The sequence below is a fragment of the Paenibacillus lutrae genome (genome assembly GCF_009757775.1).
Taxonomy (GTDB): domain Bacteria; phylum Bacillota; class Bacilli; order Paenibacillales; family NBRC-103111; genus Paenibacillus_F; species Paenibacillus_F lutrae.
Genome location: NZ_RHLK01000002.1, coordinates 273,460 through 299,571, shown reverse-complemented (window position 1 = coordinate 299,571; position 26,112 = coordinate 273,460). Strand labels below are relative to the sequence as shown.

19 protein-coding genes are annotated in these 26,112 nt (G+C 50.1%); 1 reads left to right on the top strand and 18 read right to left on the bottom strand.

Annotation, left to right across the window (positions count from 1 at the left end):
* Positions 1–26 precede the first annotated feature (26 nt).
* The 9 genes from EDM21_RS03690 to EDM21_RS03650 all read right to left on the bottom strand — a co-directional run bounded on the left by EDM21_RS03690 (position 27) and on the right by EDM21_RS03650 (position 16,956).
* Positions 27–5,705: an S-layer homology domain-containing protein gene (locus EDM21_RS03690; protein ID WP_157333040.1), complete on the bottom strand. Its 5,679-nt coding sequence runs from the start codon at positions 5,703–5,705 to the stop codon at positions 27–29.
* Positions 5,706–5,955: 250 nt separating this feature from the next.
* The gene (locus tag EDM21_RS03685; protein ID WP_157333038.1) at positions 5,956–7,392 is read right to left on the bottom strand and encodes an extracellular solute-binding protein; all 1,437 of its coding nucleotides are present in this window, start codon (positions 7,390–7,392) and stop codon (positions 5,956–5,958) included.
* Between the two features lie 79 nt (positions 7,393–7,471).
* Positions 7,472–8,509 (bottom strand): dienelactone hydrolase family protein, encoded by a 1,038-nt coding sequence (locus EDM21_RS03680; protein WP_157333036.1) that lies wholly within the window; start codon positions 8,507–8,509, stop codon positions 7,472–7,474.
* Entirely contained in the window at positions 8,499–10,385 is a 1,887-nt protein-coding gene (locus EDM21_RS03675) for a hypothetical protein (protein WP_157333034.1), read from the bottom strand. Before EDM21_RS03675 ends, EDM21_RS03680 begins: the two co-directional genes overlap by 11 nt.
* Positions 10,382–11,614: a DegT/DnrJ/EryC1/StrS family aminotransferase gene (locus tag EDM21_RS03670; protein ID WP_157333032.1), complete on the bottom strand. Its 1,233-nt coding sequence runs from the start codon at positions 11,612–11,614 to the stop codon at positions 10,382–10,384. Before EDM21_RS03670 ends, EDM21_RS03675 begins: the two co-directional genes overlap by 4 nt.
* A 15-nt stretch (positions 11,615–11,629) precedes the next feature.
* A complete protein-coding gene (locus tag EDM21_RS03665) occupies positions 11,630–13,348 on the bottom strand; it encodes a polysaccharide deacetylase family protein (RefSeq protein WP_235918017.1) in 1,719 nt (572 codons plus the stop codon).
* A gap of 59 nt (positions 13,349–13,407) precedes the next feature.
* A complete protein-coding gene (locus EDM21_RS03660; protein WP_157333028.1) occupies positions 13,408–14,985 on the bottom strand; it encodes an extracellular solute-binding protein in 1,578 nt (525 codons plus the stop codon).
* 109 nt (positions 14,986–15,094) lie between these two features.
* Complete coding sequence (locus EDM21_RS03655; protein ID WP_157333026.1) at positions 15,095–15,973, bottom strand: carbohydrate ABC transporter permease; 879 nt, start codon at positions 15,971–15,973, stop codon at positions 15,095–15,097.
* Positions 15,974–16,020: 47 nt separating this feature from the next.
* Entirely contained in the window at positions 16,021–16,956 is a 936-nt protein-coding gene (locus tag EDM21_RS03650; RefSeq protein ID WP_235918059.1) for an ABC transporter permease, read from the bottom strand.
* A 732-nt stretch (positions 16,957–17,688) separates the two neighbouring features.
* On the opposite strand from EDM21_RS03650, the gene EDM21_RS25345 reads away from it, so the two are divergent.
* Positions 17,689–19,374 (top strand): discoidin domain-containing protein, encoded by a 1,686-nt coding sequence (locus EDM21_RS25345; RefSeq protein ID WP_157333024.1) that lies wholly within the window; start codon positions 17,689–17,691, stop codon positions 19,372–19,374.
* Positions 19,375–19,428: 54 nt separating this feature from the next.
* On the opposite strand, the gene EDM21_RS25340 is transcribed toward EDM21_RS25345, so the two are convergent.
* The 9 genes from EDM21_RS25340 to EDM21_RS03600 are packed head-to-tail and all read right to left on the bottom strand — an operon-like array spanning position 19,429 to position 26,093.
* Positions 19,429–19,986 (bottom strand): DUF4440 domain-containing protein, encoded by a 558-nt coding sequence (locus EDM21_RS25340; protein WP_157333022.1) that lies wholly within the window; start codon positions 19,984–19,986, stop codon positions 19,429–19,431.
* A gap of 24 nt (positions 19,987–20,010) precedes the next feature.
* Positions 20,011–20,262: a phosphopantetheine-binding protein gene (locus tag EDM21_RS03635; protein WP_157333021.1), complete on the bottom strand. Its 252-nt coding sequence runs from the start codon at positions 20,260–20,262 to the stop codon at positions 20,011–20,013.
* Between the two features lie 22 nt (positions 20,263–20,284).
* Positions 20,285–21,127 (bottom strand): hypothetical protein, encoded by an 843-nt coding sequence (locus tag EDM21_RS03630; protein WP_157333019.1) that lies wholly within the window; start codon positions 21,125–21,127, stop codon positions 20,285–20,287.
* Between the two features lie 26 nt (positions 21,128–21,153).
* Positions 21,154–22,008, bottom strand: a complete 855-nt coding sequence (locus EDM21_RS03625) for a hypothetical protein (RefSeq protein WP_157333017.1) — start codon at positions 22,006–22,008, stop codon at positions 21,154–21,156.
* Entirely contained in the window at positions 22,009–22,722 is a 714-nt protein-coding gene (locus EDM21_RS03620; RefSeq protein ID WP_157333015.1) for an SDR family oxidoreductase, read from the bottom strand. It lies immediately after the preceding gene.
* The gene (locus EDM21_RS03615) at positions 22,719–23,933 is read right to left on the bottom strand and encodes an AMP-binding protein (protein WP_157333013.1); all 1,215 of its coding nucleotides are present in this window, start codon (positions 23,931–23,933) and stop codon (positions 22,719–22,721) included. Before EDM21_RS03615 ends, EDM21_RS03620 begins: the two co-directional genes overlap by 4 nt.
* Complete coding sequence (locus tag EDM21_RS03610; protein ID WP_157333011.1) at positions 23,917–24,165, bottom strand: acyl carrier protein; 249 nt, start codon at positions 24,163–24,165, stop codon at positions 23,917–23,919. The genes EDM21_RS03615 and EDM21_RS03610 overlap by 17 nt, the downstream gene beginning before the upstream one ends.
* Positions 24,166–24,187: 22 nt before the next feature.
* Positions 24,188–25,255, bottom strand: a complete 1,068-nt coding sequence (locus EDM21_RS03605; RefSeq protein ID WP_157333009.1) for a MupA/Atu3671 family FMN-dependent luciferase-like monooxygenase — start codon at positions 25,253–25,255, stop codon at positions 24,188–24,190.
* Between the two features lie 25 nt (positions 25,256–25,280).
* A complete protein-coding gene (locus EDM21_RS03600) occupies positions 25,281–26,093 on the bottom strand; it encodes a 2-amino-3,7-dideoxy-D-threo-hept-6-ulosonate synthase (RefSeq protein ID WP_157333007.1) in 813 nt (270 codons plus the stop codon).
* Positions 26,094–26,112 lie beyond the last annotated feature (19 nt).

Below are 26,112 nucleotides of genomic sequence, written 5' to 3'. Positions count from 1 at the left end.
TCTGCCTTCTTCTGATTATCCTGCTGCTATTGTAGCTCGAAAAGCAGCCATGTAATTTTTGCGGCTTGCTCCCGTGTGGCTGTTTCCTGTGGAGCAAAACGACGATTCTCCATCCCGCTGATTACCCCTGCATGATAGAGGTCATCCACAGCCTCGCGTGCATAGCCGCTTGTTGCGTCCTGATCTTCCAATGGACCGCTGCCATTCTTCTCAGGAAGCTCAATTCCCGCTGCCTGCAAAGCCCGGTGGGCAATAACGGCCATATCCTCTCTTGTGATTCTCTGACCGGGTCCGAATTCCGTATCGCTTATACCAGACACGATGCCGTGCTTCTTAGCAGACGCGACTGCCGGGTAGTACCAGTCTTTTTCGTGTACATCAGTGAAATCGGCATTACTATGCTCATCGATTAAATCCAAAGCTTCCATCATCAGCTTCAGAAACTCAGCCCGTGTCACATTCTCTTCCGGAGAAAAGAGAGTATCGGTTCTGCCTGTAATAATTCCACGGACAGCAAGCAGATTGATATAAGAACGGGACCACCGTTCTTCATTTACATCCGTGAAGTTTACTTCCGCTTGTTTAATTAGATAGGGACTAAATTCACCGGTAACCAAAGTCACTCGTTTCTTCTCTGCGTCGTACCTGAAATGTTTGACTACCCGCAGCCGGCCATCCTCATCCAACAGATAAGCGGCGAGCTTCGAAGGGTCTTCGGATTCATTCAGGCGATAATTCATAGAAATCTCCACGGCTTTGCGGTCTTTGAGACTCGTGATGATGCTGCCATCTGCATAAAGCTTGAAATGATAGACGGAGCGGCCTCCCGCCTGCCCGGCAATGGCCGGGTCCAGGCTGCCTGCATCTGTCTTGACGAACTCAAGTCCAAGAGCAGCTCCCTTATACTCCTGGAGCGCATCGACTCGCAGAGTCACATCGGCGAAGCCGGTGCCGATTGTAAGTTTGGAGATACCTTGCTTCACAGCGACATCCACAGTGGAAGATGGAAGCTGAAGAGTAATCTTTCCCTCCTCTGCGGCATCCTTCAGCCGTATGAGAAGCTTATCCGTTTTCGAAGCCGCTGCTTCCGCTGCCGCTTTCGAATAAGATTCTTCCTTCACCTCATACTCCCATGTACCTCCCTGTGATTTTACGGGAGCCACCGCTATCACTCCGGCTTCCGGCTGCTCTTCACCGGGTGACCCTGGGCTCCCTCCGCTGCCTGGTGAGCCGGGTCCGCCAGGGTTCACCGGATCACCGGGTGAACCGGGGCTTCCCGGCGAATCCGTATCGCCCGGGTGATCGGGTTCAGAAGTCCCCGTACCAGATCCCGGCCCTTCAATCACCAGTTGGATAACATTCGATTGTACTGTGTTTCCACCTAGAGCGACAGCTGCCCGGATATCCACACGCCCCGGCTTCTTAGCCTTGATTACACCCTGATCAATTACGGCCAGGTCCGTGTCGCTCACTGTATAAGAGACGGAAGCCCCCGCCATTTCTTCTGTGCTCCGGTTCTTTTCCAAGAGACCCTTCACCGTAATGGGCTGCTGTTCACCGGTTCGAAGCGTCGTCTTCGGCAGGGACAGCTCTGCCCCCGTCAGCTTCAGAATAAGCTCTGGTATCGTGTATTTATATAGATTGATCCCATCTGCGGAATATAAATAAAAATGTCCGAAGTCATCCTGAGCAACCTTCTGTGCCTGCGAAGCCAGTACCGTTACCTTCTTCGTCCCTGCGTCTACTTTAAAGAAATTACCGCCCACAGTTGCATAAACATGACCATCTGTACCGGTAACCATCGATCCGTCAATCCATCGGCCGACCGCACCCGGGAACTCGTTCTTGCTGTAAGTGACTTTTTGCTGCCCCGGATCAAAGATGAACAAAGCTCCGTTTGCAAGTCCCCATATGTTTCCGTCCGGTCCTATATGAAGAGCGGTAATCGCTTGTTTCCCGGCGACGGGAACAACTTCGAATACCTTCTGCTTCTTTTCCACATCCCAGCCGAACAACACGGCCTCGGCAGCTTTAGGCGCCCCGCCCTGCCCTCCGTGAATAGAGGTCCCTCCATATACGATCCCGTCTTTATAGGCAAGTGTGATCAGGCTCTGGTCCGGAACCAGATTCCAGTAGACTTCCGGCTCTGTGCGCTTATTAAGGTCGTATACCGCTAAGGCGCCGCCCAAAAGTCCGTTCTTCGGTACGGTTCCGACGAACAATTTGTTCAGATCCTCGGCACCGGCTATACCAAACGGCCGGTCTTGAAGCGTATAGCCCGGAATCTGCGTATTCTTGGAGAGGCTGAAGAGAAGATTCGGATTCAGCTTATCCGTTTCATCGCGGTTCCATGGCTTTTTCAGATTATATTCATAGATCTTCGCATCCGGATATAATCCGAAATACATGCTGTCGCCAATGACCGTTACACTCTCGCTTTGGCCCATTCCGTTCAGATACATGCTGCTGCCTGTCGTTGGCGTATGCACGCCCACATTACCGGCCAGATAGCCTGTCGTGTAAATTTTGCCGTCCGGTCCTTTCTCGATATCATGAATCTTTACGGCTTCAGCAGGCAGCATAAGATCTGTCAACTGGACTTTACCGGTTTCCAGATTGTATTTATACATCTTGCCGCCGTTGCCGGAGAGCCCAACCAGACTGTAGCCCGGGAAGCCCTCTTCCTTCAGCTGTACGAAGGTATAGCCGATCGCCGCTCCCCCGATGCTGACTCCCAGAGAACGATAGGTATTCGTACTCAGATCATACTCGAACAAGATTCCGTTCAACCCGGCATAGTACATCTTGTTCGCAATCGGCGATTTAGGAGAAACGCCGCGCGAGTAATTAATTAGTTCATAACTTTGGGTTCCCGTGTCCCCATCCGTGATTAAAATCTCCTGGCCTGTTTTGGCGTCGAGGACGAACGTTTCGAAACTGTTGTTCGCCTCTTTGCGGGCAAACAGCTTTCCGTCTACGAGATTAAGATCATAGACCGAAATAATATTTCTGTACTTCTCTGGAAGCAGGTCCCGTTTGGTCCCGGACTTGATGTCATACTCTACCAGTCGCGCCTGGTTGCCGACGCCTGCATAGATCTTATCCGTATCCGCGTCATAGACGGTTACACGTGTCCAGCGTTCTCCATCCGTCTTGGATGCCATCGTGCCGTAATCCGTGAATATCCCCGTTACAGGATCATATTGATAGACACTTCCTGTAGGGTAAGTGCCCCCGTACATTTTGCCGTCCGGCCCGCTGTCCATCGGATAGAGGACCGCATCTTTGGAAGCCAGCGGATGACCCAGGTTGCTCAGCTTCTCTGATACAGGATCATAGCGGTACAGCAGGCCTTTGTTATAAGCCCCAAGATAGACAGTGCCGTCACTCGAAACTTTGACCGACCAGGCTCCTTCTGTATCTGGAAGCGGCTTGCTTGTTATCACTTTCTCTGTCTGAATGTCGATAACGGTAAATACGGATGGCGATCCCTGGACAACCGTGTAAACCACATCGCGTCCGTCACCGTACTTGCCGATATCCCCCCTCATGATATTCGCTTTGCGAACTTGAACGCCCAGATCTTGCGCCACTTTGGAGAGGGCGTTATCCGGAACGGGAACTTCATGTACGACGTGGTTTCCTTTAATCAATTTCACGTCATCCACATAGTAGGAATAGGTTTTCTTGGAGCTGCCCGCAAACATGACAGCCGCATAACTTGCCTCTGCCGGAACTGCCGCTTCGACGTTAATCGTAAACCAGGTGGAAGCCGGCTCCGATTTGATGCTGTAATTTTGTTTGTTTAAGTATTTCCCGCTCGCATCAAAATAACGGACATACATATCGGCAGTTCCGTAGTCAATGAATGTTTGCGCCTTAGCCGTATAGGTAGTGCCCGCTTCAACCGGAATGAGCTCCGAAATTACGTTAAGAAATTGATCCGGTGTATTCTGGATCTTCAAGCTCTGGGCTCCCGCCGCGAATTTCTCGCCGGTAACTCCGAAAGAGCCTGCGTCGGCTGCTGCGTTAACTTTGCTCCAGCCGGGTATGATGCCGCCGGTCACTTCCTGCTCAAACCCTCCATTCACAACAGCTTTCAGCAGACTGATATCGTCGAGATACACCTGGAAACTTTTCTTGGTACCGGTTATGAGAGACACTTTCGCTTTCTTGCCTCCCGGCTGCACCTTAAAAGTTCCCTCAGCCAACCCCCATTTGCCGTCTGCCGCTGCGGAGAGCAGGTTCACATAGGCATGAAAACTAGAGCCCGTCGGACCCGGGATAAGAGTACCTCCCGCATCATAGACATAGACGTACAAGCCTTCCAGATTGCCCGCTTGCAGGAATACACTCGAAGTAAGAGAGTAGCTTGCGCCTTCTTCTACATCGATGAGATCACTCTCTACATTTACGGCAGGACCCGTATTCGCCTCATTTTGTATAAAGAGACTGTTCTTGCCCTCAAAAGTATTCGTCTGACTCAGGCTGACATTCCCTGATTTCACGGTCCATCCGGGTATAGAAGAGCCGGAGGCCGGTTGTTCAAATCCGCCATTAGCCAGAAAAAGAGACCGGACCGGGCCCGGCAGACCGCCCTGATCCTGTTTGGGAGCCATGACGAACGCCTCCTCCTCGAGGGAAACCTCATCCCAGTAACTTGTTCCGGGCGAATCCTTGCCGGAGACAAGAGCAACCGCCGCCGATGCGGCTTGAGCCGGAGCCGCTGCCTTCAAAGAAAGGCGCTGCCACTGGCCAGCAGGTGCACTCGTAAAATTCGGATCATGGACGGCGATGCCGCCATCCTTTGATGCGACTAGCGTCCCGTCTGCCCTATAGAACCGCAGCTGGAGCTGAATAGACCCGCTCTCCACATAGACATCCGACGTGACGGTATACGAAGCCAGCGGCGTCACACTGCTTCTGCTGCTCTCCGCCCCGAAATTAACGGTATCGTGATCCGTAATCCGCAGACTGGAGCTGCCCGCTGCAAACTTCTCCCCGGATACGGACAGTCCGCCGCTTCTGCCACTGCCCAGATTCTGTGTCCAGCCTGGCACCGCAGCACCCGCAGCCGGCTCTTCGAAACCGTTGTTCACAAGGGACATAACCCGGGTGAATGCGGCATCGTCCCAGTACACAGTCCCCTTCTTGGTTTTGCCCGTTACGAGAACGACCGAAGCTTTGGCTGCTCCAGCCGGCGCTGGCGCCTGAACGGATAGAGTCTGCCATTCATTCAGCGGCCCCTCCTTATAGACAGAACCTCCTGCCTCCACGATCCCGCCGACGGCCAGCAATTTATCCGCGCTGTCATAAAAACGCAGCTGAATATTCACCGCTCCGCCTTCTATGTATCCTTTAACGGCGGCCCGGTAAGTTTCCCCGGGGAGCACTTTTATTTTGCCGCTTTCCAGACCGAAGCTAGCGGTGTTGTCCCCGTCTGTAACTTTCAGGCTGCCCGCACCGCTATGTTTGATACTGTCACTAATCCCAACCGTACCGGTTTTCCCGGCCCCAAGATTCTGAGTCCAGCCAGGAATCGCATTTGCCGAGACCGGCATTTCAAAGCCCGCATTCTCAAGTGCCGACACGGGCACAAGCACATCTGCAGCTGCACGCGCCGGAGTGGACATTCCCCAGCCGGACAAGAACAAACAAAAACTCAATAGCAGTAAACCTGCCTGACGAACAACTTTCTGACTCAAGATAAAGCCTCCTCTGTGATGGACTTAAAATCTTTCCGCTGATTACCCCGCCTTCTAACAGCCTGTGTCCTTACCGGTTTCGTACCTGGAATCGGCTTCATAACACAAATGAAAGCACTTTCATTAAGTAGAAACACTATAGCACAAAAAATTAAATAAATACAGGATGTATACAGGTATTTATTGTGTATAATCTGTCTTTAATGGACCCGACCTTGATCGGCATTCAAATAAAAAAACCGCTTTTCCATTAGGAAAGCGGCAGTCCGATCAAACTCTCATTAAATTTATCTTCAATTCTGCGGCAAGTCTCTTCCGGACTTTCCATACAAGCCCAGAGCAAGCTCAGCTCGTCAAACAGCATCGAAATTTCGCGCTGCTTGAGATGAAGGCTGCGAAGCGGCACCGCGTAAGGCAGCACATCCAGGAACCGGTTGTAATGCTGCGGGTGAATGTCGGGGCTAAGCAGCTGATCGTTCTCCGCTGCCGATTTGAGCGCCGGAATCGTGCAGCCGTAAGTTTTGAGCAGGTTCTGCGCCTCCGTGCCCGTCATATAGTCAACGAGACGCTGAGCTGAGCGGATATGCAGACTGCCCGCATTCACGGCAAGTCCGCCGCCAAGCAGAAGCGTGGCTTGTTTGCGCTGCTTCGGAACGGGGAGCACATCCCACTCGATGGAGTGGTCCCGGAACTCATTCATGAAGTAATAGGTGGTCATAATCATGGCTACCCGCTCCTTCATGAACAACCGCTCCGCCAGATGACTGCTCCCGTGCGAGTATATCGGCGATACGTGGTGCTTATACATCAGGGATGTACAGAACTCCAGCGCCTGAATCGTTTCTTCTTTAGCCATGGTAGACCGGGTGTGATCGGAGGACATAATCTCTCCTTCATTCTGCAGCAGAAACACGGGCCAGCGGTTAGATGACGAAGAGAAGCAAAAACCGTAATGCTCGGTAAATCCATCCTCGTTCGCATCCCGCGTACACACCTTGGCTACACGCAGCAGATCATCCCAATCTTTGAGCGGGGTTTGTTCCGACAGCCCGTTTTCCCTGAAGATGGAACGATTGAAACAAATTACGACAGGTGAAAAAATAAAAGGCGCGGCAAGCATCCTGCCGTCATTGGCAAACAAATCAAAAACCTGCGGGTAACTCGTTTCCTCCGGGTTCAAATGAGAGGGCACGTAGCCGGCGAGCTCGCCGGTCCGATCCGTTTCAATCCATTCCCGGAAATGGTGGTCCGACATCATGAATACATCCGGCCCCTGTTTCTGATCCATCATGCGGGTCAAGGTATCCGTATAGCCGTCCACGGGAAGCAGCGTAAGCTCCACTTTGATAAAAGGATTCTGCCGTTCAAAATTATGAATCATCCGGCGTACAATATCTAGTTCATAAGAGCTGGAAAACCAGGCCAGCCGCAAGGTGACAGGTGTCTGTTCCGGTCCCGGCGGCTTCACCCGGTTCCCTTTGCCCGCAATTTTCTCAATTAATCCTTCTTCTACAAGCTCCGTCAGAGCCTTCCGAATCGAGACACGGCTTATTTGATAGTTCGCGCTGAGCGTATTCTCCGGTAAGATATACTCACCCGGCTGAAGCGCTCCGCTGACAATTTCATCCCGTAATTCCTGGAGAAAATGGTCATATCTTTCCTGAAAATTATTTCTTCTCCGCAACAATGTATACCGCTCCTATACAAGTGATTAAGCAACAGTATACCATGTGAGACCTAAGGTTACCAACATTAAACAGGTCTCATCAATCTGACATCCCTTGTTTCAAATGTGCATCCAGAAAATCATAAGCGAGCGACCTGGCCTTGTCCGGAAAGTCATGGCCCCCATGGCCCATCCAGAATTCATACGCGTCAACTTGTCCCAGCAATCCGTACACAGTTGCCAGATCATTCATTCCAGCACCAATCGCCGGCCAGTTCGGAAAAATAGTGTCCCCCATCCCGCTCCACATCCAGAGCGGAGTCGGTGCCGCAAGAGCCGCGATTTCATGCCATTCGAATGGAATCCGGTCTTCCCGGATGCTCTCCGTCAGTGCAGGCAGATGAGAAAACCAGTCCCGCTGCCCCCACCGGTTCGGATCGGGGTCCTCCGTAAACATGGAGAAACCGCAGCTGGAAGCAACCGCCTTTATCCGCCGGTCCAATCCGGCGAGAAACCAGCCGTTGTAGCCTCCCAGAGAATGTCCGATGGCTCCAATCCGGCCCCCGTCCACCTCCGGCAGAGAGCTGAGCAGATCTACGGCGCGCATGTGATCCAGGAGCATTTTGCCTACAGCGGTCCATTCCGGGTGCTCTTCGTAGAATGGAGCGGTCTGGAACGCCTCCGAGCCCGGATATATGCGGCTGCCGCACGTGATAGAATCCGGTGCCAGCACCACGTACCCCCGAGCTGCAAGCTCAAGTCCGTACCTCCGGTTCTCGCGTCCAGACGGCGAAGCGGTATCCAGCCGTCCTTCCTCAGCCGTCGGATGGAGGGCGAGCACGGCGGGATGCCGCTTCTTCCCCGTGAGGCATGAATCCGGCAGCAGCAGGGTTGCGGTTACGTGATCCCCATCCGCTGTCTGATAGCGGATATCACGTCTGAGGCAGCCGCCTTCCGCCTCCTCCATCACAATATCGTAATCCCGCGGGCACTCCTCGGCTGCCGGGGCCTTCCCGAGCAGCTGCAGCCACTGCGCCTCGATCCGTGAGCGCTTGGCTTGCCATTGCCGGGTTGTTGCAATACCTTCAAGAAGCCTCGGCAGTGTGTCCAGCGTTCTCTCAGAAAGTTTATAGCTCATCCCTGCTGTCTCCTTCCTCCATGAAATAACTCCACAACTGGCTTCCGCAGCCAAAATACAACCGGCCCTCCATGAAAGCTAATCCGCTGGTTGCTTCATCCGGCAGCAGAGAGACCAGCTGCGGCTTCATCGAATCCGTCTGCACCTTAAATATCCCTCTGCTGAGAAGCCCGATGATCTGCTCCTGCCCGTGCCCATCCCGGATCAGAATGAGCCCCTGCCTCACTATGCCGCCCCATTCCGATAAATCCTGCCTGTGCAATACAAGTCCACGGGAAGGATCGAAGACGAAGTAGACCGAATCCGACGTAAGCGCATGGACCCGGTCGGACGCATCCACGAGCAGCAGAGAAATTTCCCTCGCCCCCGGCACAGGAGTCCACCTCTCACTCACCCTGCGCTGCCGCCAGTCGAGCCGGTATAAAGCCGCTTCCTTAGCTGCAGGGTCCGCTCCGCCAGGCGTTTCAATACTGCTGCCGCCTATCACATCACCGGAGCTTAGCGTCCCGAGACATAAGGTACTCTGACTGGGGACGATCTCATGATCCTCATAGACGGTCCACGTCTCTTGATGAACATTCAGCTCCACGAGTCCGCCTCCTACTGCTCCATAGCCCGGGAAGCCGCCAATCAGTACGTGTTCACCTCCCGGATGCGCTACAGCGCAGCGAGGCCGGTGAATCCGCTCATCGGCGAGCAGCAGCACCGGGTTACGCCCGGGACTGCTGCCGGATTCAAGCGGCAGCCGGGTGTCCAGCCTGTGCACGAATCCTCCGGCATAGGCCGCCCCGATGAGATACGGGCCCTGCACGGCATACGCGCAAATATTGCCGCCGCCGCCGTTCTCCACAAGCTTCCCGCCGAGATTGACAAGCTTCCGCTGCTGTGGGTCATACCGGTATAAGTGCAGCGGATGATTGGAGGTCCCGTACAGCATTCCGTCAGGTCCCCCGGTCATCGGGGAAAGTGCAGCCCCATTGCCTTGATAAGCCAGCGGCACAACAGTCTGGCTGCCATCCGGCTCCCGGATGACCAGCTCTCCGTCTGAGAGCTGGTAGCCGGTAATGCTTCTTCCGCCGGACAGATCGCGATGCAGCTTGTGATAGCCCGTCCCCTTGTAAGCCGAAGAAACATGCGTCGTACTCTCGGCTGCTGGCTCTGCGGCTCTACCGTCCTGCAGGCGGAACCAATCGGCGGAACAGGGGTCCTCAGGCCCGCTTTCGCCAAGGGCCGGCAGGCTCGCATACACGTGCCCGTCAGAGCCGGTCCGGACCTGCCCGCTTCCACGTACCGTCTCCGTGAGACCCTCTCCCTGCCAGTGGAGCAGCGTGCCGTCGGCGAGGCAGTAAGCGGCAACTCCCGCTTCCGCAGTACCGATACCCGCATACACCCAGCCGTCTTTGCCTGCGGCAAGTGACATGGCATATTTTTGCCGGGTATGGAGTCGTGTAAGCCTTGAGCATTCCATGGATACCGGATCCATACGGAACAACTCGCAGCCCGGGTAAGTCGTGAAGTAAACATGTCCACCGGCGTCTTCGGCAAAGGCAAAGCCGGCAATTTCCTCATCCGGGGCAGGCTCCGCCCAGTAAATGAACCGTTCCCGGAACGGATCGAGTACCATGATTTTTTTACCGGCGCCCGTATACAGCAGTCCGGATTCACTGCTCATGCAAGCAAACGGGTAATCCAGATGCCCATCCGGAAAGGCAAGCTGTGTACAACGTCCGCTTCCGGCATCCACAATAAGCACATAGCCCCTCGCCGTAATGACCAGGCGCTCCTCACCGGAGGGCGCTCTGCATACGGCTGCGGACCGGGTCTCGTCTGCATGTACCGGTGAACCCAGGCAAACGAAGCGTTCACTGTGTCTCATCCTTTGAGGTAGAAACCGGCAACTTTGCGGACTGCCCGGATAATGTCCTCGACATCGCCATCTGAATAAAACTCATTGAGAGGAATTTGAACGGCCGTCTCCAGAATCTGCTCCGCATTCGGACATAGACCGCGCTCATATGTCGCTTCGCTCAACTCGAACGGAAAGTGACTTCCGTGGTAGGCCTGCTTGTTCTGAAAAAGCGGCTGCATGTAGCACACATCCGGAATATACCCGGCCCGATTCGGTATTCCCTCCGCTGTCAGTGCTTCACAGAAAGCATCCCGGCTGCAAGTCAGAAGATCCTCATCGAGCCGGAACATGTAGAACCAGTAGGTGCATTCGTTATCAGGCTCTACGATTGGTGGAATGACACCAGGCAAACCGGTTAATCCTTCGCTGATGCGGTCCCCGTAGCTCCGGCGCTGCGAGCAGATCCACTCCAGCTTCTTCAGCTGAGCGATTCCGACAGCACCCTGGAGCTCCGTCATCCGGTAATTCGGCGCTACTACGTGCAGGTCCCGCTGCAAGGTCGTACCGAACCGGCGGTAATTTTTGTCGGCAAAAGCATGAGTCGTCTCATAATCCGACTCTTCGCCGGAATTAACCGTTACGATTCCCCCGTCACCCGTCGAAATATGCTTGAAATCATTCGTGCTGAAGCAGCCGTAATCCCCGATCGTTCCTACAAGCTTCCCTTTATAACGGGTTAAATAAGCTTGCGCGCAATCCTCAATCACCTTCAGGTTATGCTTGCGGGCGATATTCATGATCGGGTCCATGTCACAAGGATTGCCTGCCAGATGGACGACAACGATCGCTTTGGTCTTCGGTGTGATTCTCGCTTCAATAGACCGGGGATCCATGTTATACGTATGAGGCTCCAGATCGGCAAAGACCGGAATCGCATTCTGGTACAAGATTCCGATCAAAGTCCCCTGATCCGTAATCGGACTCGTAATGACTTCGTCCCCGACCGTAACCCCGGCAGCTCCCATCGCCACATGCAGAGCCGCCGTACCGGATGACGCTGCAACGCTGTATTTGATTCCGTAGATCTCATTAAAATCACTTAAAAACCGCTTCACCTTCGTCCCGAAATGGTAAAACAAGGTGTTCTGCTCCAGCGCTTCCAGCAGCTGCCTTGCCTCTTCCAGGCCAAATCTTTTCCCGGTTCCGAAAGGAGTCGTTTTGACCGGCGTGCCTCCGTTTACCGCTAATGCTTCCATGTTGTCACCCCATCGTTAGGATTGTGTTTCCGCATGCAGACTGCCCTGTACCGTGTGGAGCCGGAAATCATACCCAAAGCGTCTTTCAACTCCCGCTCCGCCTGCGCTTCCGGATTCAAGCAATGAAACCCGGATGACCGCTCCCGGCGGGAGACTCTCCAGTGAAAGATTCCCTTCAGCATCTACACGCATGCGTGCTTCACGGCGCGACTGTTCCCATCGGGTGATCTGCTCGCCTGTCCAGAACCGGAACTCCCGCTTCTGCGCCTCGTTGATTACTTGTCGCAGCGCTTCACGCACCTTCGGCTGCTGCAGAATATGCACCTGATGGAACAGGAAATGCGCTACGCCCCTCACACGGCTAACCTGCTCCAGGAAAGGATGGATCACGGAATGATCGGCCAGGGTAGCGTGATCCAGGTCCTGCGTCAGGAAACCGATTTCCAGCACGTTGTACATTCTGTTGCGCTCGTCCGCCCATGCGACGGGATAATAAGGGTGACACGTACCGAACGGAAATCCGATGTTGCCTTTTTTGCTCGGTCCCCTTGTCTGGTCGCTCTCGATTCCCCCTGCTTCACACCAGCGGTATAGATCGCCCCATCCTTCATAACGGGTATAATGGTTCTTATTCGATACAACCGGAGCTTGTGTACTGGAACGGATAAAAGCCAGCTGCCGCTCGAATTCTTCTGCACTCCAGACACCCTTTTCTTTCTCCAGCGCGTTGAAGTGGAAGGCCAGTTCATGTCCCTCTGCATGAATCCGGTCGTACACTTCCTTGGAATAACCGGGCTCGATCATGCACCAGGTCGATTTAACGCCGAACTCTTTCAATACATCCATCGTAATCATCGCAGACTCATCGATATTGAGATCGCTGTCATGCGAGATCATAGCAACCTGACGGATACCCTCCGGCCAATAATCAAGGATGGCGGCAGGAAAGCCCAGCGCAGCAGCCTCGCGGATCAGCTGCGCAAGCAGAACTTCGCGCCACAAATCCGCGTAAGGAACCCCGTAATACGCGGCTCCTGTTTCGGTCGCACAGCGGTCCAGCACCCAATCCAGCTCGCAGCGGTCGTCCGCCTTCAGAATGCCCTCGTCCAGGTTCCCTGTACCGTCGGGGGCCGGCAGACCATCGCTGGTAACAGGCGTACTCCCCTGCTGGAGCATGACGACCGTTTCGGGGATATTGACATTCCAGCGAATCAGTCTGCCGCTTCCAATGGCGAACTCGATGTAAGCAGGCCCGGCCTCTTCACCGTCCTTATGTTCCTTGTGAAGGAGGCCCCGGCTCTGATGCTTCGGCTCACTCTCCTTCGAATCTATGGGCTGCCAAGGCTTCGCGCCCAATGCACGAAGCCGGATTCCGTCCGCGGATGTCCCTGTATCCGGGATATCCGCATAGACCGCCTCTCTCCATGCGGATTCTTTGCATCCCAGGGAGCCAGCCAGCCGGTTCAAACCCGCATAGGAAATCAGTGTACCTCCCTGCTCTACAAATCCTCTCAGCTTCGCCAGTGTTCTATCGTGTTCATCGCTGTGAGCAACCAGCAGCACATCAGGAGCATAAGCCTCCAGCGCTTCCCAATTCCCAAGTAATTCAAAGGGAATTCCAGCATGGGCGAGAATTTCTTCCAGATACCGCTCAAAAACATTTTGACCAACCTGCCATCTTTTCATAGCGGAGTCTTCCTGGAACCAGACCCCTATTTTCGCCAAACGTCCCATCATTCACTCCTCCTTCTAAAAAAGAAAAGGGGCAAGGTGCTGCCCCCCTTCGACCAGATTTACTTGAACAATTCTTTCGGATCTTTCACTTTGATATTCGCGTTGTATTCTTTCACAATCTCTTTGCCGCCACGATCCATATATTCCTGTACAAGCTTATCCCAATCGGATACCGGGCGATTACCGGCAATCATTTTCACTTGTTCATTCATGACGTATTTTTTGAGCTCAGGGCCTTTGGATACATCTGCTGCAGATTCCAGGCCGTTGATCGGGTTCGCATAGAGCTTCGTCTTTTTATACATATCTTCGATACCTTTTACGAGATCCACCAGCGGCTTCGTCTGATACGTGAGGGAATAGTTCACATCCGTATCTTTAGGCGCCCAGCCCGTATTGTCTACAAAATAAGTCGATGGAGCCAGACCGTCTGAGGCGAAGTTTTTGGTATTCACAGCTACGCCGTTCTCCATGTTATAGCCTGTGCCTGCTTTACCGGACCACCAGTCAAAATCCGCATTCTTCTCGTTCTTGTCCGCATCCGCGTAGAACTTACGCCCGAATTCGTGCAGTTCCAGCACTTTCTTCAGCTTATCCGGCTCTTTGGCCAGTTTGGCGTTCAGAACGACCATGCCATTGTAGCCCGCTCCCGCCTGCAAACCTTCATTACCATAAGCGTCTTTGAACGGCTCCAGATGAACGAACTGCGCGTTAGGCTGGATTTTGAGCAAACCGTCCATATAAGCTTGAGACATCCCGCGCGGAGTACCGATGAAGATACCGGCTTTGCCCGAGTAAAATTCCTTATTCGTATCGGCCCAGTTCAGAATCGCGTAATCCTTCGTAATGGCCCCTTCTTTATATAAATCCGCCATCATTTGAACGGTTTCCTTGCGTCCCGGACCGATTATACCCGGAATAAATTCACCGGAAGCGTTCTTGTGGTACCAGGCATCGGGGTCCCAGTACGGGCCCTGGTTGAAGTTAGGGTTGATATCAAGCCCCATGGCGACTCCATACGTATCGGCTTTGCCGTTCTTATCGGGGTCCTTCTTCGTAAAGGCAATGGCTACCTGCTTAAGCTCCTCATAATTGGTAGGAACCTTCATCCCCACCGCATCAAGCCAGTCTTTACGGATAACAGTCACCGTCTGATACTTCGGAGAATACTGCGGAATCGCATAAATTTTGCCGTTAACCCGCATGGAGTCCCAGACGAAATCCGGCACCAGTTTCAGCGTCGGCTGGTCTTTGATGTAATCGTCGAGGGGAAGGAAAGCACCCTGCTTGGCGAATTTGGCATACCGGTTTTTCAAGTCTGTGGACATAAAACCGACCATATCCGGAATTTCACCGGAAGCGAAGGTGGCATTGATTTTCTCATCGTAAGCCGTATTCGGAACATACGTAATTTTGTAATCAATGTTGAAGCGCTCATTGATCATATTAAGTCCGGGAGAGCTGTTCGGAGGCGGATCGCCATACCGGAAATCCAGCGCTGAGATGGTGTATTTCGTGTTTGATCCGCTTGCTTTGGGATCACCGGTAGCGGCTGGAGCCGGATCCTTGGTACAGGCAGCTGTGCTTACCGCAAGTGCGGCGGCGACTGCAGTTAATGTGAGACGTTTTCCTTTCATTCTGTTACCCCCCAATTGTTCATTCATGTATAGGATGAATCCTTGATACCGTCAGTTACAGCAAAGCTTGCATTAGAGCGGATTCGTCCTCCGCTGCTGAGAATCACAATCAGCCTTTAACCGCCCCGAGCATAACGCCTTTAGCGAAGTGCTTTTGCAGGAACGGATACACGACAAGGATAGGCAGGGTTGCCAGCAGAATGGCCGCCATCTGGATGGTTTCCGGCGGAGGCGGATTTTCCACGAAAGAATCTGCCAGTGTCGCCGTGGTCTCCCCCATTACAACGATTTGACGCAGGATGACCTGGATCGTCCATTTGTCCGAATTGTTAATATACAGGATAGGAGCAAAATAATTGTTCCAGTGTGTGACGGCATAGAACAGACTGAATGCAGCCAGCGAAGGCTTGGACAGCGGAAGAATAATCCGCGAGAATACTTGAAGGTCATTCGCCCCGTCAATAACGCCGGCTTCTTTCAAATCATCCGGAATCCCTAAGAAAAACTGTCTCATTACAATGAGATTAAATGGCGTAATCGCCACAGGCAGAATCAGCGACCACATGGAATCGAGCAGTCCGGTTGCTTTTACAACCAGATAGGTAGGGATCATGCCTGCTGAGAACAGCAGCGTGAACACGACCATCATCATCAATCCCCGCTGCCCGATGATCGGTCTTGATAACGCGTAGGCCATCGTCGCCGTGAAGAAAAGGTTGACCACCGTTCCGACTATCGTAACGAAGACCGTATTAAGCAGCGACTGGCGGAATGCCTTGGACTGGAGAATATATTCGTAAGCATCCGTCGTCCAGTTCGATGGCCATAAGAGCAGCTTGCTGCCCAGAAAATCCTCATAGGAGGAGAACGATACAGAGAACAGATAGACGAAAGGAAAGATCATCACGCAGGAAATCAGAACAAGAATCGTCAGATTGACGGTATCAAACAGCCGGTCGAACATTGATTTATGCTTTAGCGCATTCATTCCGTTTTCACTCCTCACAGCTTTCCCGTCGGGAAAGCTTTCTTCACTCAATAAACCCCTTGTTCCCCAAACCGTTTGGCCAGCTTATTGGCTGTAATAACGAGCACCAGCCCGACGATTCCTTTAAAGACACCGACTGCCGTTGACAAACTGTAATCGGACTGTTGGATCCCCTTGTAGTACACGAAGGTATCGAGCGTATTGCCGATTTCCATGTTAAACGCATTAAGCTGCAAGAAAACCTGCTCAAATCCGACCTCTAGAACATCGCCCAAACGGATAATCAGCAGAATGATAATCGTGCTGCGGATAGCCGGCAGCGTAATGTGCCAAATTTGGCGCAGTCTGCTGGCGCCGTCCATAACCGCCGCTTCGTACAACGAAGGACTCACACCGGCCAAAGCGGCCAGGAATATAATCGTTCCCCATCCGGCTTCCTTCCAGATCACTTCAAGAACCAGGAAGATGCGGAAAAAATCCGGATTCGTCAGGAAAGGGACGCCCTGCTCCATACCCATGATCAGAACAAGAAAATCATTGACCAGACCATCGTTCCGAAAAAAAATCGTCACGATCCCCACCACCACTACCCAGGATAAGAAGTGGGGCAAATAAACGACAGATTGAATGATGCGCTTCGTTGCCGACCGCGAGACTTCATTAAGCATAATGGCCAGCAGAATCGGCGCCGGAAAGGCAAAGATAATCTGCAGAAGGGAAATAATGAGTGTATTCCCAAGTACGCGGATCACCTCGGAACTTTCGAAGATCCGGGCGAAATTATCGAATCCTACCCATGGACTGTCGGCAAAGCCGAGAAACGGACTATACTCCTTGAAGGCGATGGCAATACCCAACATCGGAATATAGCGGTATACGAGAAAATACAGAAGACCTGGCGCAAGAAGCAAATAGATATAGCGGTCTTTCCAAAGTCTGTTCTGAATTCGCTTCCATTTTCCCGGCTTCACGCCGGTCCCCATTTTGTTCACTACCGTGTTCAAAAGCTCACCCCTCATTTGTCCCTGCAGGCTGCACCAGACGGTACACCCCGGAGACAACTCCCATTTTTTCTTCTTGCTACCCGGCGCTTTGATGCAGAAAACGTCAGGAACTTCCTTGTTATTGTGTATGAACCATGCAAAGATGCGTCGGAGGGGGAGATGTGCAAGGAAGCGCTTTCACCTTGCGCAAACCATTCAGCTTCTTGTACAGATGCCTCCCCCTGAACAACTGGACTTGCGGCCGTACTTTCGGCTGCCCCCGGCTCTTACCTTCCTCACCCACTACCCGTAAGGCCAATCGACTGGATTCTCCGACCTCTAGCAATGTTGGCCTGGATATCTGGATGTGCCTCATGATTGATAAATCCTCCTCTGGCAAACACACTTGTAACTTACCTGTATATATATTAGAGTGTCAACAATAAAATCCCTTGCCTGGACTTTCATGACATCCAGTAAAACGATCGTTTTTAAAGGGGACGTTGCGCTGGATACGGTTTCAATAAACGATGAACATAATTTTTATACTTGTATATTACCTGTATTTATCCAAAGCTGTCAATCCATTTGTTGGAATCCGTCCCACTCTCTTTATTCGGTCTTTCCTGCATAAAGCCGCAAATTTCTTTTTAGCCCTAAATAATTTACTATATTTTACTCCTTTATTATAATGATGGTATAACTTTTTTTGTAAGGATAAAATTTGATGAGGTGATCGTTATTTTAAACAAAAATATCTTGTCCTACTTCAAGCACCGGCATATCAACTGCCTGAAAGTCCAGTTTCTATACGATTTATTACAAAAAGGAGTACCGGTCGATTATTTATTCTACAACGCTTATGTAACTACGGAAGAAATCAAGGATCAGATTGTTACGCAGCAATTCAACAGATGGAACATGGATACGAACAGCCTGGATGATTTAAGTATCATGAACATCACCCTGGACAAAAAGATGTTCCCGGACTTTCAGAGCGCCCTGGGTTATATAGAAGAGCGGCTACAGACAGGCACCTGCTTATTCATGCATGTCTATCAAAAGTACATCCCCCACCTCAGACATCTTCCCGGTATACACGCCTTAATCCTTAATTCCTACCATCAGGATAAGAACTCCTTTATCATCTCGGATATCCCCGTCCTGGAAGCCGTTGAATACCTTGAATCTGACATAGCTGCTGCATACAATCATTTGCAAGAACCTTTCAGATTCATAGTCGATCTGTCGTATGATACCTATGCATTTAATGATGCGTCCGTACTGGCGGCCATTAAGAAATTCGAGCAGAGCTTTATCGCCTTCGAGGATAACTTCCTGCTCTATGAACAAATCCCTGCCATGATTGCGCAGATTCATGCTGAAGCTGATTATCCCGTCCCGTATGACACACTGGAGAACATATTCGCTATTCTTGCAGGCTCCCGTTACTATCTGTCTCTATTCTTAACCCGGATCCATTTCCCGAGCAAAGTCATAGACCAGCTGCTGGCTATTGTCACTTTGGCGGAACAATTAAAAAATACAGTGGTTAAGGCCAGATTGACAGGCAATCGCAGCCTGAACATTTTAAATTATGTAACCACACTACATACATTAGAGGTTAAAGTGATTCAAGATATACAAAGCGCCATTCTTTCGAAAACAACCAATAATCAAGAACATTACTTCACATCGACAAACGCCCTTGAGGAGCTTGATATGGGCCTTCACTATGAGAAAATCGGTTCGGATAAAATTCATTTAAGATGGCAAGAACCCGGTGAAGGATTTTATCTTGAAAAGTATGAAATTTATTCGAATGACAAGCTTATCGGAATCACATTGTTTAATTATTTTGAATTAACAGATCTCATACCCGGTTCAGATTATCACATCCATATTAAGGTAAAAACCTCTTCCCGTTATATCCCTACGATTAACGACCGGATTTCCATCCGATATGAAGCCTTGCAAGGTAATGTTGCATTCGGTAAACCCGTAACCGCTTCCTCGGAAGAAAACTCGGTTTATGTCAAAGAGAACATCACGGACGGCAATTCCAAAACAAGATGGAGCAGCCAGGCCGGGAGTGATACGGAGTGGGTCATCATTGATCTACTGGATCATTACGCAATTGATCGCATTATTCTGGATTGGGAGTATTCTTACGCCGAGCAATATCAGGTTGATTTATCTGCTGACGGACAACATTGGAAGTCCGTTTACTCGACTACAAGTGGCAAAAGCGGGGTAGAGGACATTCAATCCGTCCATCAAAGCGGGAGATACGTAAGAGTCTTAGGAATTAAAAGAGGATCGCCTTGGACTTATTCATTGTGGGGCGTTGATGTTTACGGCATTGCTGCTTCCCAGCCAAATACTTCTCCAGAAGGTTCGGCTGCAATGCTATCCTGACAAAAAAAAGGTCAGCCCTATTCGGGCTGACCTTTCTTGTCCATATCGGCAGGTTTACTGGGGAATCTCTCCATAAATACGGGCATCTTGATTAAAAACCAGCTTCCAGTGAATGCCTGTTTTTTTCCATAATGACGACACATTGAACGTTCCCGCCGCATCCGTATTCGGCGCTTCTATTTTAACAAAGTAATTCGTTAAAACAACGTTAGGGTGAATGACTTTCGTTGAGAACTTCTCTATCTTGTAACTCGTCACATCGATTTCAGGAATGAATTTCGCGTAGTCCGCTCCCGTTTCCGTAATCCCGCCGACAACCATCACCGCATCATTTGCAACGACTTCCAGGAACTTTTCCGCATTTCCGTCAGCAAATGCATCCCACATCTTCATTTCCATAGTCAAGATACTCTTCTCCAAATCTTTCCCTCCTAAGTTCTCTGCAGCTTTGGCTGCATCCTGTTGATCTGTGGATTGCCCGGCAGAGGAGTCACTGTTAATAGCCATTACATTTTGAGGGGCCACATTACTTAATTTAAACTCTTCTACCCCCGTGGATGCACAGCTTGTAAGCAAAATCAAAGTAAGCATAAAGAAGACGACTTTAGACACGGTTATTTCCTCCTAAATTTCATTTCAACTGGTATCCACGTTGTATTTGGATAACATATTCATAAATGCCGCTAGGGTCGTAAAATTTTCCGGAGCCAAATCATGGTCCTCGAACTCAAAATTCAATTCTTCTTCCAGCAGGACAAGAAGATTCAAAAGCTTGAAAGAATCCAGTCCCTCGTTAATCAGGTTGCATTCTTCTATGGAAGGGATTTTTTTCTCCAGAACGTCTTCTAAAGACCTGATTACTGTTTCTTTCACTGCGGATTCATCCATAGCGGTTTCCCCTCCCTTTGCTTTACATATGAATAGCTTTGAAGCTGTTCAGGAAATGAACCTCATGATGTATGGCTCTTTCAAAGGAATCCACTAACCCGCTTGTTCTGCGTGTCGAAGAGAGTTTAATGAGTTCCTTAAGGACAGCTTGCCAGCCCGTCAGCACATTGGTAATACTGGCCTTGTTTATTTTCTCGACTTCAAAAAAAGTTTCCCGATTTTTCAGAACGGTTCTTATACTGGAAAAATATCTTTTGAACAGCGGGCTCTCCAAGAAGTTCTTCGAAGCTCCGAAATCAATGCCGCCTAAGCTGCTGCTAAGCAACTGAAACACCGATTCATATTGATGGGGATAATCCAAGGTTAAGATATAGGGAACCACTTCGGCGGTTGCAGATGATGGTTTTCCGGCTGAAGACACATCGATTTGGATGACTGGCTTTGAATAAAACGACCATAGTTCATGTACATCTTTGCCAGAAAATTTCTCTTGGATCTTATAGAAGGGATCTATAATTTCAAACTCATCTTTCTGCTTCCTGGCGATTACATAATGCAATTGGTCGGCAATTTGGTAGAGATCCGTCATATAAGGGACATAGAACGAGTTCAGAGCCACAATGGTATACTCATGGTCCGGAATATCGCCAAACTCCAGTTCCTGAAATTCCATCCCGTAATGGTTGCGGGCAAATTGGAGTAAAACCAAATTATCCACATTCCCGCTTATAAAGTCATACTGGCTGTTGTAGAAGAAATCCCAGTTGAATTTATAAAGCTCGACCGGATTGATCTTGCTGTTTTTTAAAATAGCGGTAGTAGCGTTTGTAAAACATTCAAACACCCCGTACGGAACGTCAAACAATGGGAACACACCTTTTTATATAAGAGTCAGAGTCTGAGTTTTCTCAAAAATTCAACTTCATAGTCTGCAAGTTCAACTAAATTCCGCTGAAACACCGGCGTATTCCGCTCCGGATTCACACAAATCCCCATCCAGGTTTTCATTAACTTCTTCCACTTATGAACGACTTCCTCGTGAGCATCCATGAGTCCCCACTTCCGGAGAAACACTTCCCTCGCTACCAGCATTCCATTGAATAAAGAGTAATAACGCTTGAATTCATGGAGACTTCTAAGCGATTCATTCGTTGACAGAAAAGAGGTTATTCTTTTTTGAAGCTGATCCACAGTAACCAGATAATAGTTATCGAGGTCTTGTTGAAGAATGTATACTTCGGCCGGTTTCTCCAACCGGGAAGCGCCTATGCCATGAATTTCGATAATAGGCTCGCTGAAATGCTCCCAATACCCGGTTAACTCATCCCCGTTAATGAACAGCCTTTTTTTGAAAATCGGGTCGATTATTTCAATCCGCTCACGGTTTATATAATGCACCGGCGTATAATGGATCTGGTTTCGTATCCTGAAATGTTCCTGGGCATAGGGGAGAGAAAATGCATCGAGAGCTACAATAAGACGGCTTTCATCCGCAAGCTCACCAGGTTGTCGAATAAGGCTGTAGTTCATTTGATTATTAAGTTCCAGATGCTTCAGCTGATCCTCTAACGGGATGGTTCCCTTGAACGTGTCATTCAAAGAGTCGAATCTGAAATCCCAGTTATTCCGCAGCAGGGAGTCGTATTCGATACCGTCATGCCGCAGCCAATAAATAAGGGCATTGATTTCGCAATCATAATCCCCATATTCCGTCTCATCGTGCACAGTTTCCGATTGTGGATTCATTTACGCTCCTGCATGAACATCAATGATGGCTCCCGTAATGGAGCTTGACTTCTCTGACAGCAAAAACAAGGTGGTTTCGGCTACGCTTCCTACTTCAACAGGGCCTTGAAGAGAGTTCCTGCGATAAATTTTCTGCTTATCCGCTTCCGGGAGGTTCTTATTCATAGAAGTTTCCATAAATCCGGGTCTTACGCAATTGCAGCGTATCCCGTATCTCCCCCATTCTCTGGCGACTCCTTTGGTGAAAGACTCCAGCGCCCCTTTGGAGGCGGCGTACATACTTAACCCTTTGTAGCCTTCTTGCGTGCTGATGGATGAAATATTCACGATCGATCCCGCTGTCTTATGAAGGATCATATTCCGTATGGAATACTTCGTTAAGAGAATAGGAGAGATTATATTCACCTTAAACATCGTATCCAGTTCATCCAATCTCGCGTTGGTGACCAAATCGTCATAAGCGAGCGCAGCATTGTTAATTAAACCTGTAACTTTATAGCTCCGATTATGAAAAAGCGAAGCGATGCTTTCCGGGTCCGATAAATCCGCAAATTGATGCTCGTAGCGATCGGGATATGCATCTCTGAGCGAGGCTATATGGTTATTCTCGGTCCGGCTCAACCCTACTACGGAATAGCCGCTCTCCAGCAGGCATTCCGATATCGATTGCCCCAGATCCCCGGAATCTCCAGTAACCAATACACATGTTCTCAATTCCTCAACTTCTTTCCAGTGATGGTTTGGGCTATATCGTTAACCAAATAAATAACCCGCGGTATTTCCCACGGTTCAAGTCCTAATTCGCTGCGGCACAGCTGTTTAATCTGCACTTCACTGTATTTATCCGTCACAATTTCGGCTGTAAGCATATTACCTACGACTGAATTCGGTCTGCAGTAGATCCTTATATGATCAATACCGTTCAGCGTTTTCATTTTCTCTTCTATTATTTGCAGATTTATTTTATATCCGCCGACCTTAACAACGTCCCCTTTTCTGGAGACAAATTTAAACTGATCCTCTGTCTCAAATTGGATCAAGTCTCCGGAATAGTACCACCCTTGTCTAATTAGTCTGGAGTCAGGGCCTTCTCTTAATAAGCTTTCATGAATCAGCAGTTCATCGTTCTCGATTTTTAGTAAGCCCTGCATCTGAGGCGGGATGGTGAATAGATCCGTTTGGGACTCCAGCAGTTTCCCCGTTTCCGTGGTCGCATAAATATTTTTGAGTAAGGCGGCCGGAAACAAAATCTTCAGTTTATCCGCCAAGCTCTCCTCGTACTTCTCTCCGCCAAAAATGATTCTTCTTACTTGGCCGTAAGTCGCGTGCAGATAAGGAAGGAGCGACCTGTAGAAGGTTGGAGTCGCCGAGATTATGGTAATCTCCCTGCCGGTTAACAATTCGTCCAGCGGAAGTGCCCTGTAGTCAAAGAAGTAAATAAGCGTATCCAAATTAGACACGATTTCGAAGAAGACTTGAATGCCCGCAAAATGAGACGGATGGTAAGCGAACGCCCAGACATCCCGCTTCTTTTTGCTTCTAAGCGGCAGTAACGTACGGATCGTATGGGTTATTCGTTTGGGCTGCCCCGAAGTTCCGGATGTAAACATATGTACGGACGCATTTGCGTGTTGGCGGAGCAGAAGCACGATATCCTGAGGTTCATGCAGCTGTACTCTTGACTGGAATAAAGGCCCTTCTGCAGCCGCTTCGCGCTGCTCCGCATCCATAATCTGCACATCACTGCCATTTAGAAGAGCGATCATCAGTTCACAGAAGAAAAGATAGGGATTGGTTCGATCCACATAGATCGTTGTCCGGTATTCGCTCATTTCATTCAGGCATTTGACAAAATCACAATAGGTAATCTCTTGCCGATTGCGGTGATCCAAGTAAAACAGGTGTTGTTCATCCCACGCTGCCATGTACTTGAATCCTCTCTATCACCTGATCCACCGTGTCCACCCGGTTGTCCTGTTCGAAAATATCAACCTGATAGAGATCTTCGATCCGCACGGTTAATTCCGCTAAATCAAACGAATCAAAACCTAGTTCATCCCTGAACGAAGTTGTCCGGCTGATCGTTAACTGAGGGTCCGGCCCCTTGGAGAGCATCATGTCCTGGACAATCGCCAGAAGTTTCTCTTCGATATTCATTCGTTCTCCCCCATTCCAGACGTTAAGACATCGCAGTAAAATGATGATTGACTTTTTCTTTCAGAATGACAAGTTCATTCAAACTATCCAGAACCGCGTTCGTTTCCACACCAAAGTCGATCAGACATGCGATTTCATTGACTCCGATAGCTACTAATTTCTCCGCAAATTTCGAGCAGCTCTCCGGGGTCCCGAATAAGGCAGCCGAGCTCCAATATCTCTCGAATATGAGATTGAGCATAGTCTCCATCATTTTGGGGTCGTTACTTTTCTTTCCGTTCATATTAAGTGCCTGCATCAGGTCTATGCTGGTGGTCAAATAATTCAGGAACGGTTCTTTTACCGTCTGCTTTACCTCCTCGAGGTTCTTCCCGACAAACGTATGCACCATTACAGTCACACATCCCGCATCGGCGTCGAACCCGTTCTCTTGGAGCGATTTCCTGTAAGCCTTGATGTGTCGTTCCAGCATATCAACATCCTGATAAAGCAAATGGGTCAAGACATGAGTTCCGAGTCTGCCTGCGTTAACAAACGATTCTTCCCGCCCCGAGGTTGTAATCCAAACCGGGAGGGTCCCCTGAATAGGCCGCGGATAGGTTTTGACTTCGGCCTGTTTATTCTCGCCATTAGGGAATGACAGACTTTTACCGCTCCATAACTCTCTCGCTTGTTTAATTTGTTCCAGCATATGGCTGGATTTATCCTCAAAATGATCCGGCTTGATCAGAAAATCATCGGCATGCCAACCCGTTGCGAAAGAAACGCCTACCCGCCCGCCTGATAAGTTGTCCACTAAAGACCAATCCTCAACAATCCGGGCCGTGTGATGAAGCGGAGACACGACGCTCCCGGCCCGGATCTGTACCTCTTGGGTGATCATGGCCAGTGCCGCCGACAGTACGGAAGAATTCGGGAAAATCCCCCCGAACGGGTGAAAGTGCCTCTCCGGAGTCCAGACGGCCTTAAACTTGTTCTGATCGGCAAACTTGGCCCCTTCTAAAACCAATTTATATTTATCCGTGTTGCTCTGATCGTCACTGCTTGAGAAAAAAAACAGACTGAAGTCCACATTGTGGCCCTTATTCAATAGGTTCACCCGCTATCCATTATTTTTACCGCGTAACATATCCTCGATCTTCCATTTTTCTGAACTCGAATAAACATTCCTGATAGGTTAAGGTTCCGTGAACCAGACTGCTTATGATCCTCATCGTCATCTCCGGATTACCGCTCTGAAAAACATTACGCCCGATTGCGACTCCGGAAGCCCCGGCAAGCAAGCTTTCGTTAATCATGGACAGCACGTCTTTTGTTCCTGTAAGACTTCCTCCCGCGACAACAACCGGAATATCAACCCCGCCCATCAAGTTTTCCATTTGTTCCTCGCTGCCCGGATATTCCACTTTTACGATGTCTGCACCTAACTCTTCCGCTAACCTGACGGCATGGGCGAGGTCGGCACCGCTGACAGGTTCTTTCTTGGAATACATCATCGCAAGCAGCGGCATTCCCCACTCCAGGCACGCCTTGGAGACGGCTCCAAACTGTTGAATCATATCCGCTTCATGCTCCGTTCCCAGATTCACATGAATGGATACAGCGTCGGCCCCCATCTTGATCGCTTCTTCTACAGAGCCGACCATAACTTTGTGAGAAGAGTCCTTACTAAGCAGGGTTGAGGCCGATAAATGAAGAATATATCCGCTGCTCCTGGTTCCGGGAATTTGAGACTTCACTTTATTCAGATATCCCTTATGCAGAACGATCCCGTCCGCGCCCCCAGCCACCACTTGTTCAATGAGGGGCCAGATATTCCGTATTCCTTCTATAGGCCCCATGGTAACCCCGTGATCTAATGGGACAAGGCAAGCCCGCTTGGTTTCAGGATGAAAAATCCTGGACAGTCTGATATCTTTACCATTCATAGTTGAGCCCCCTGGCCTG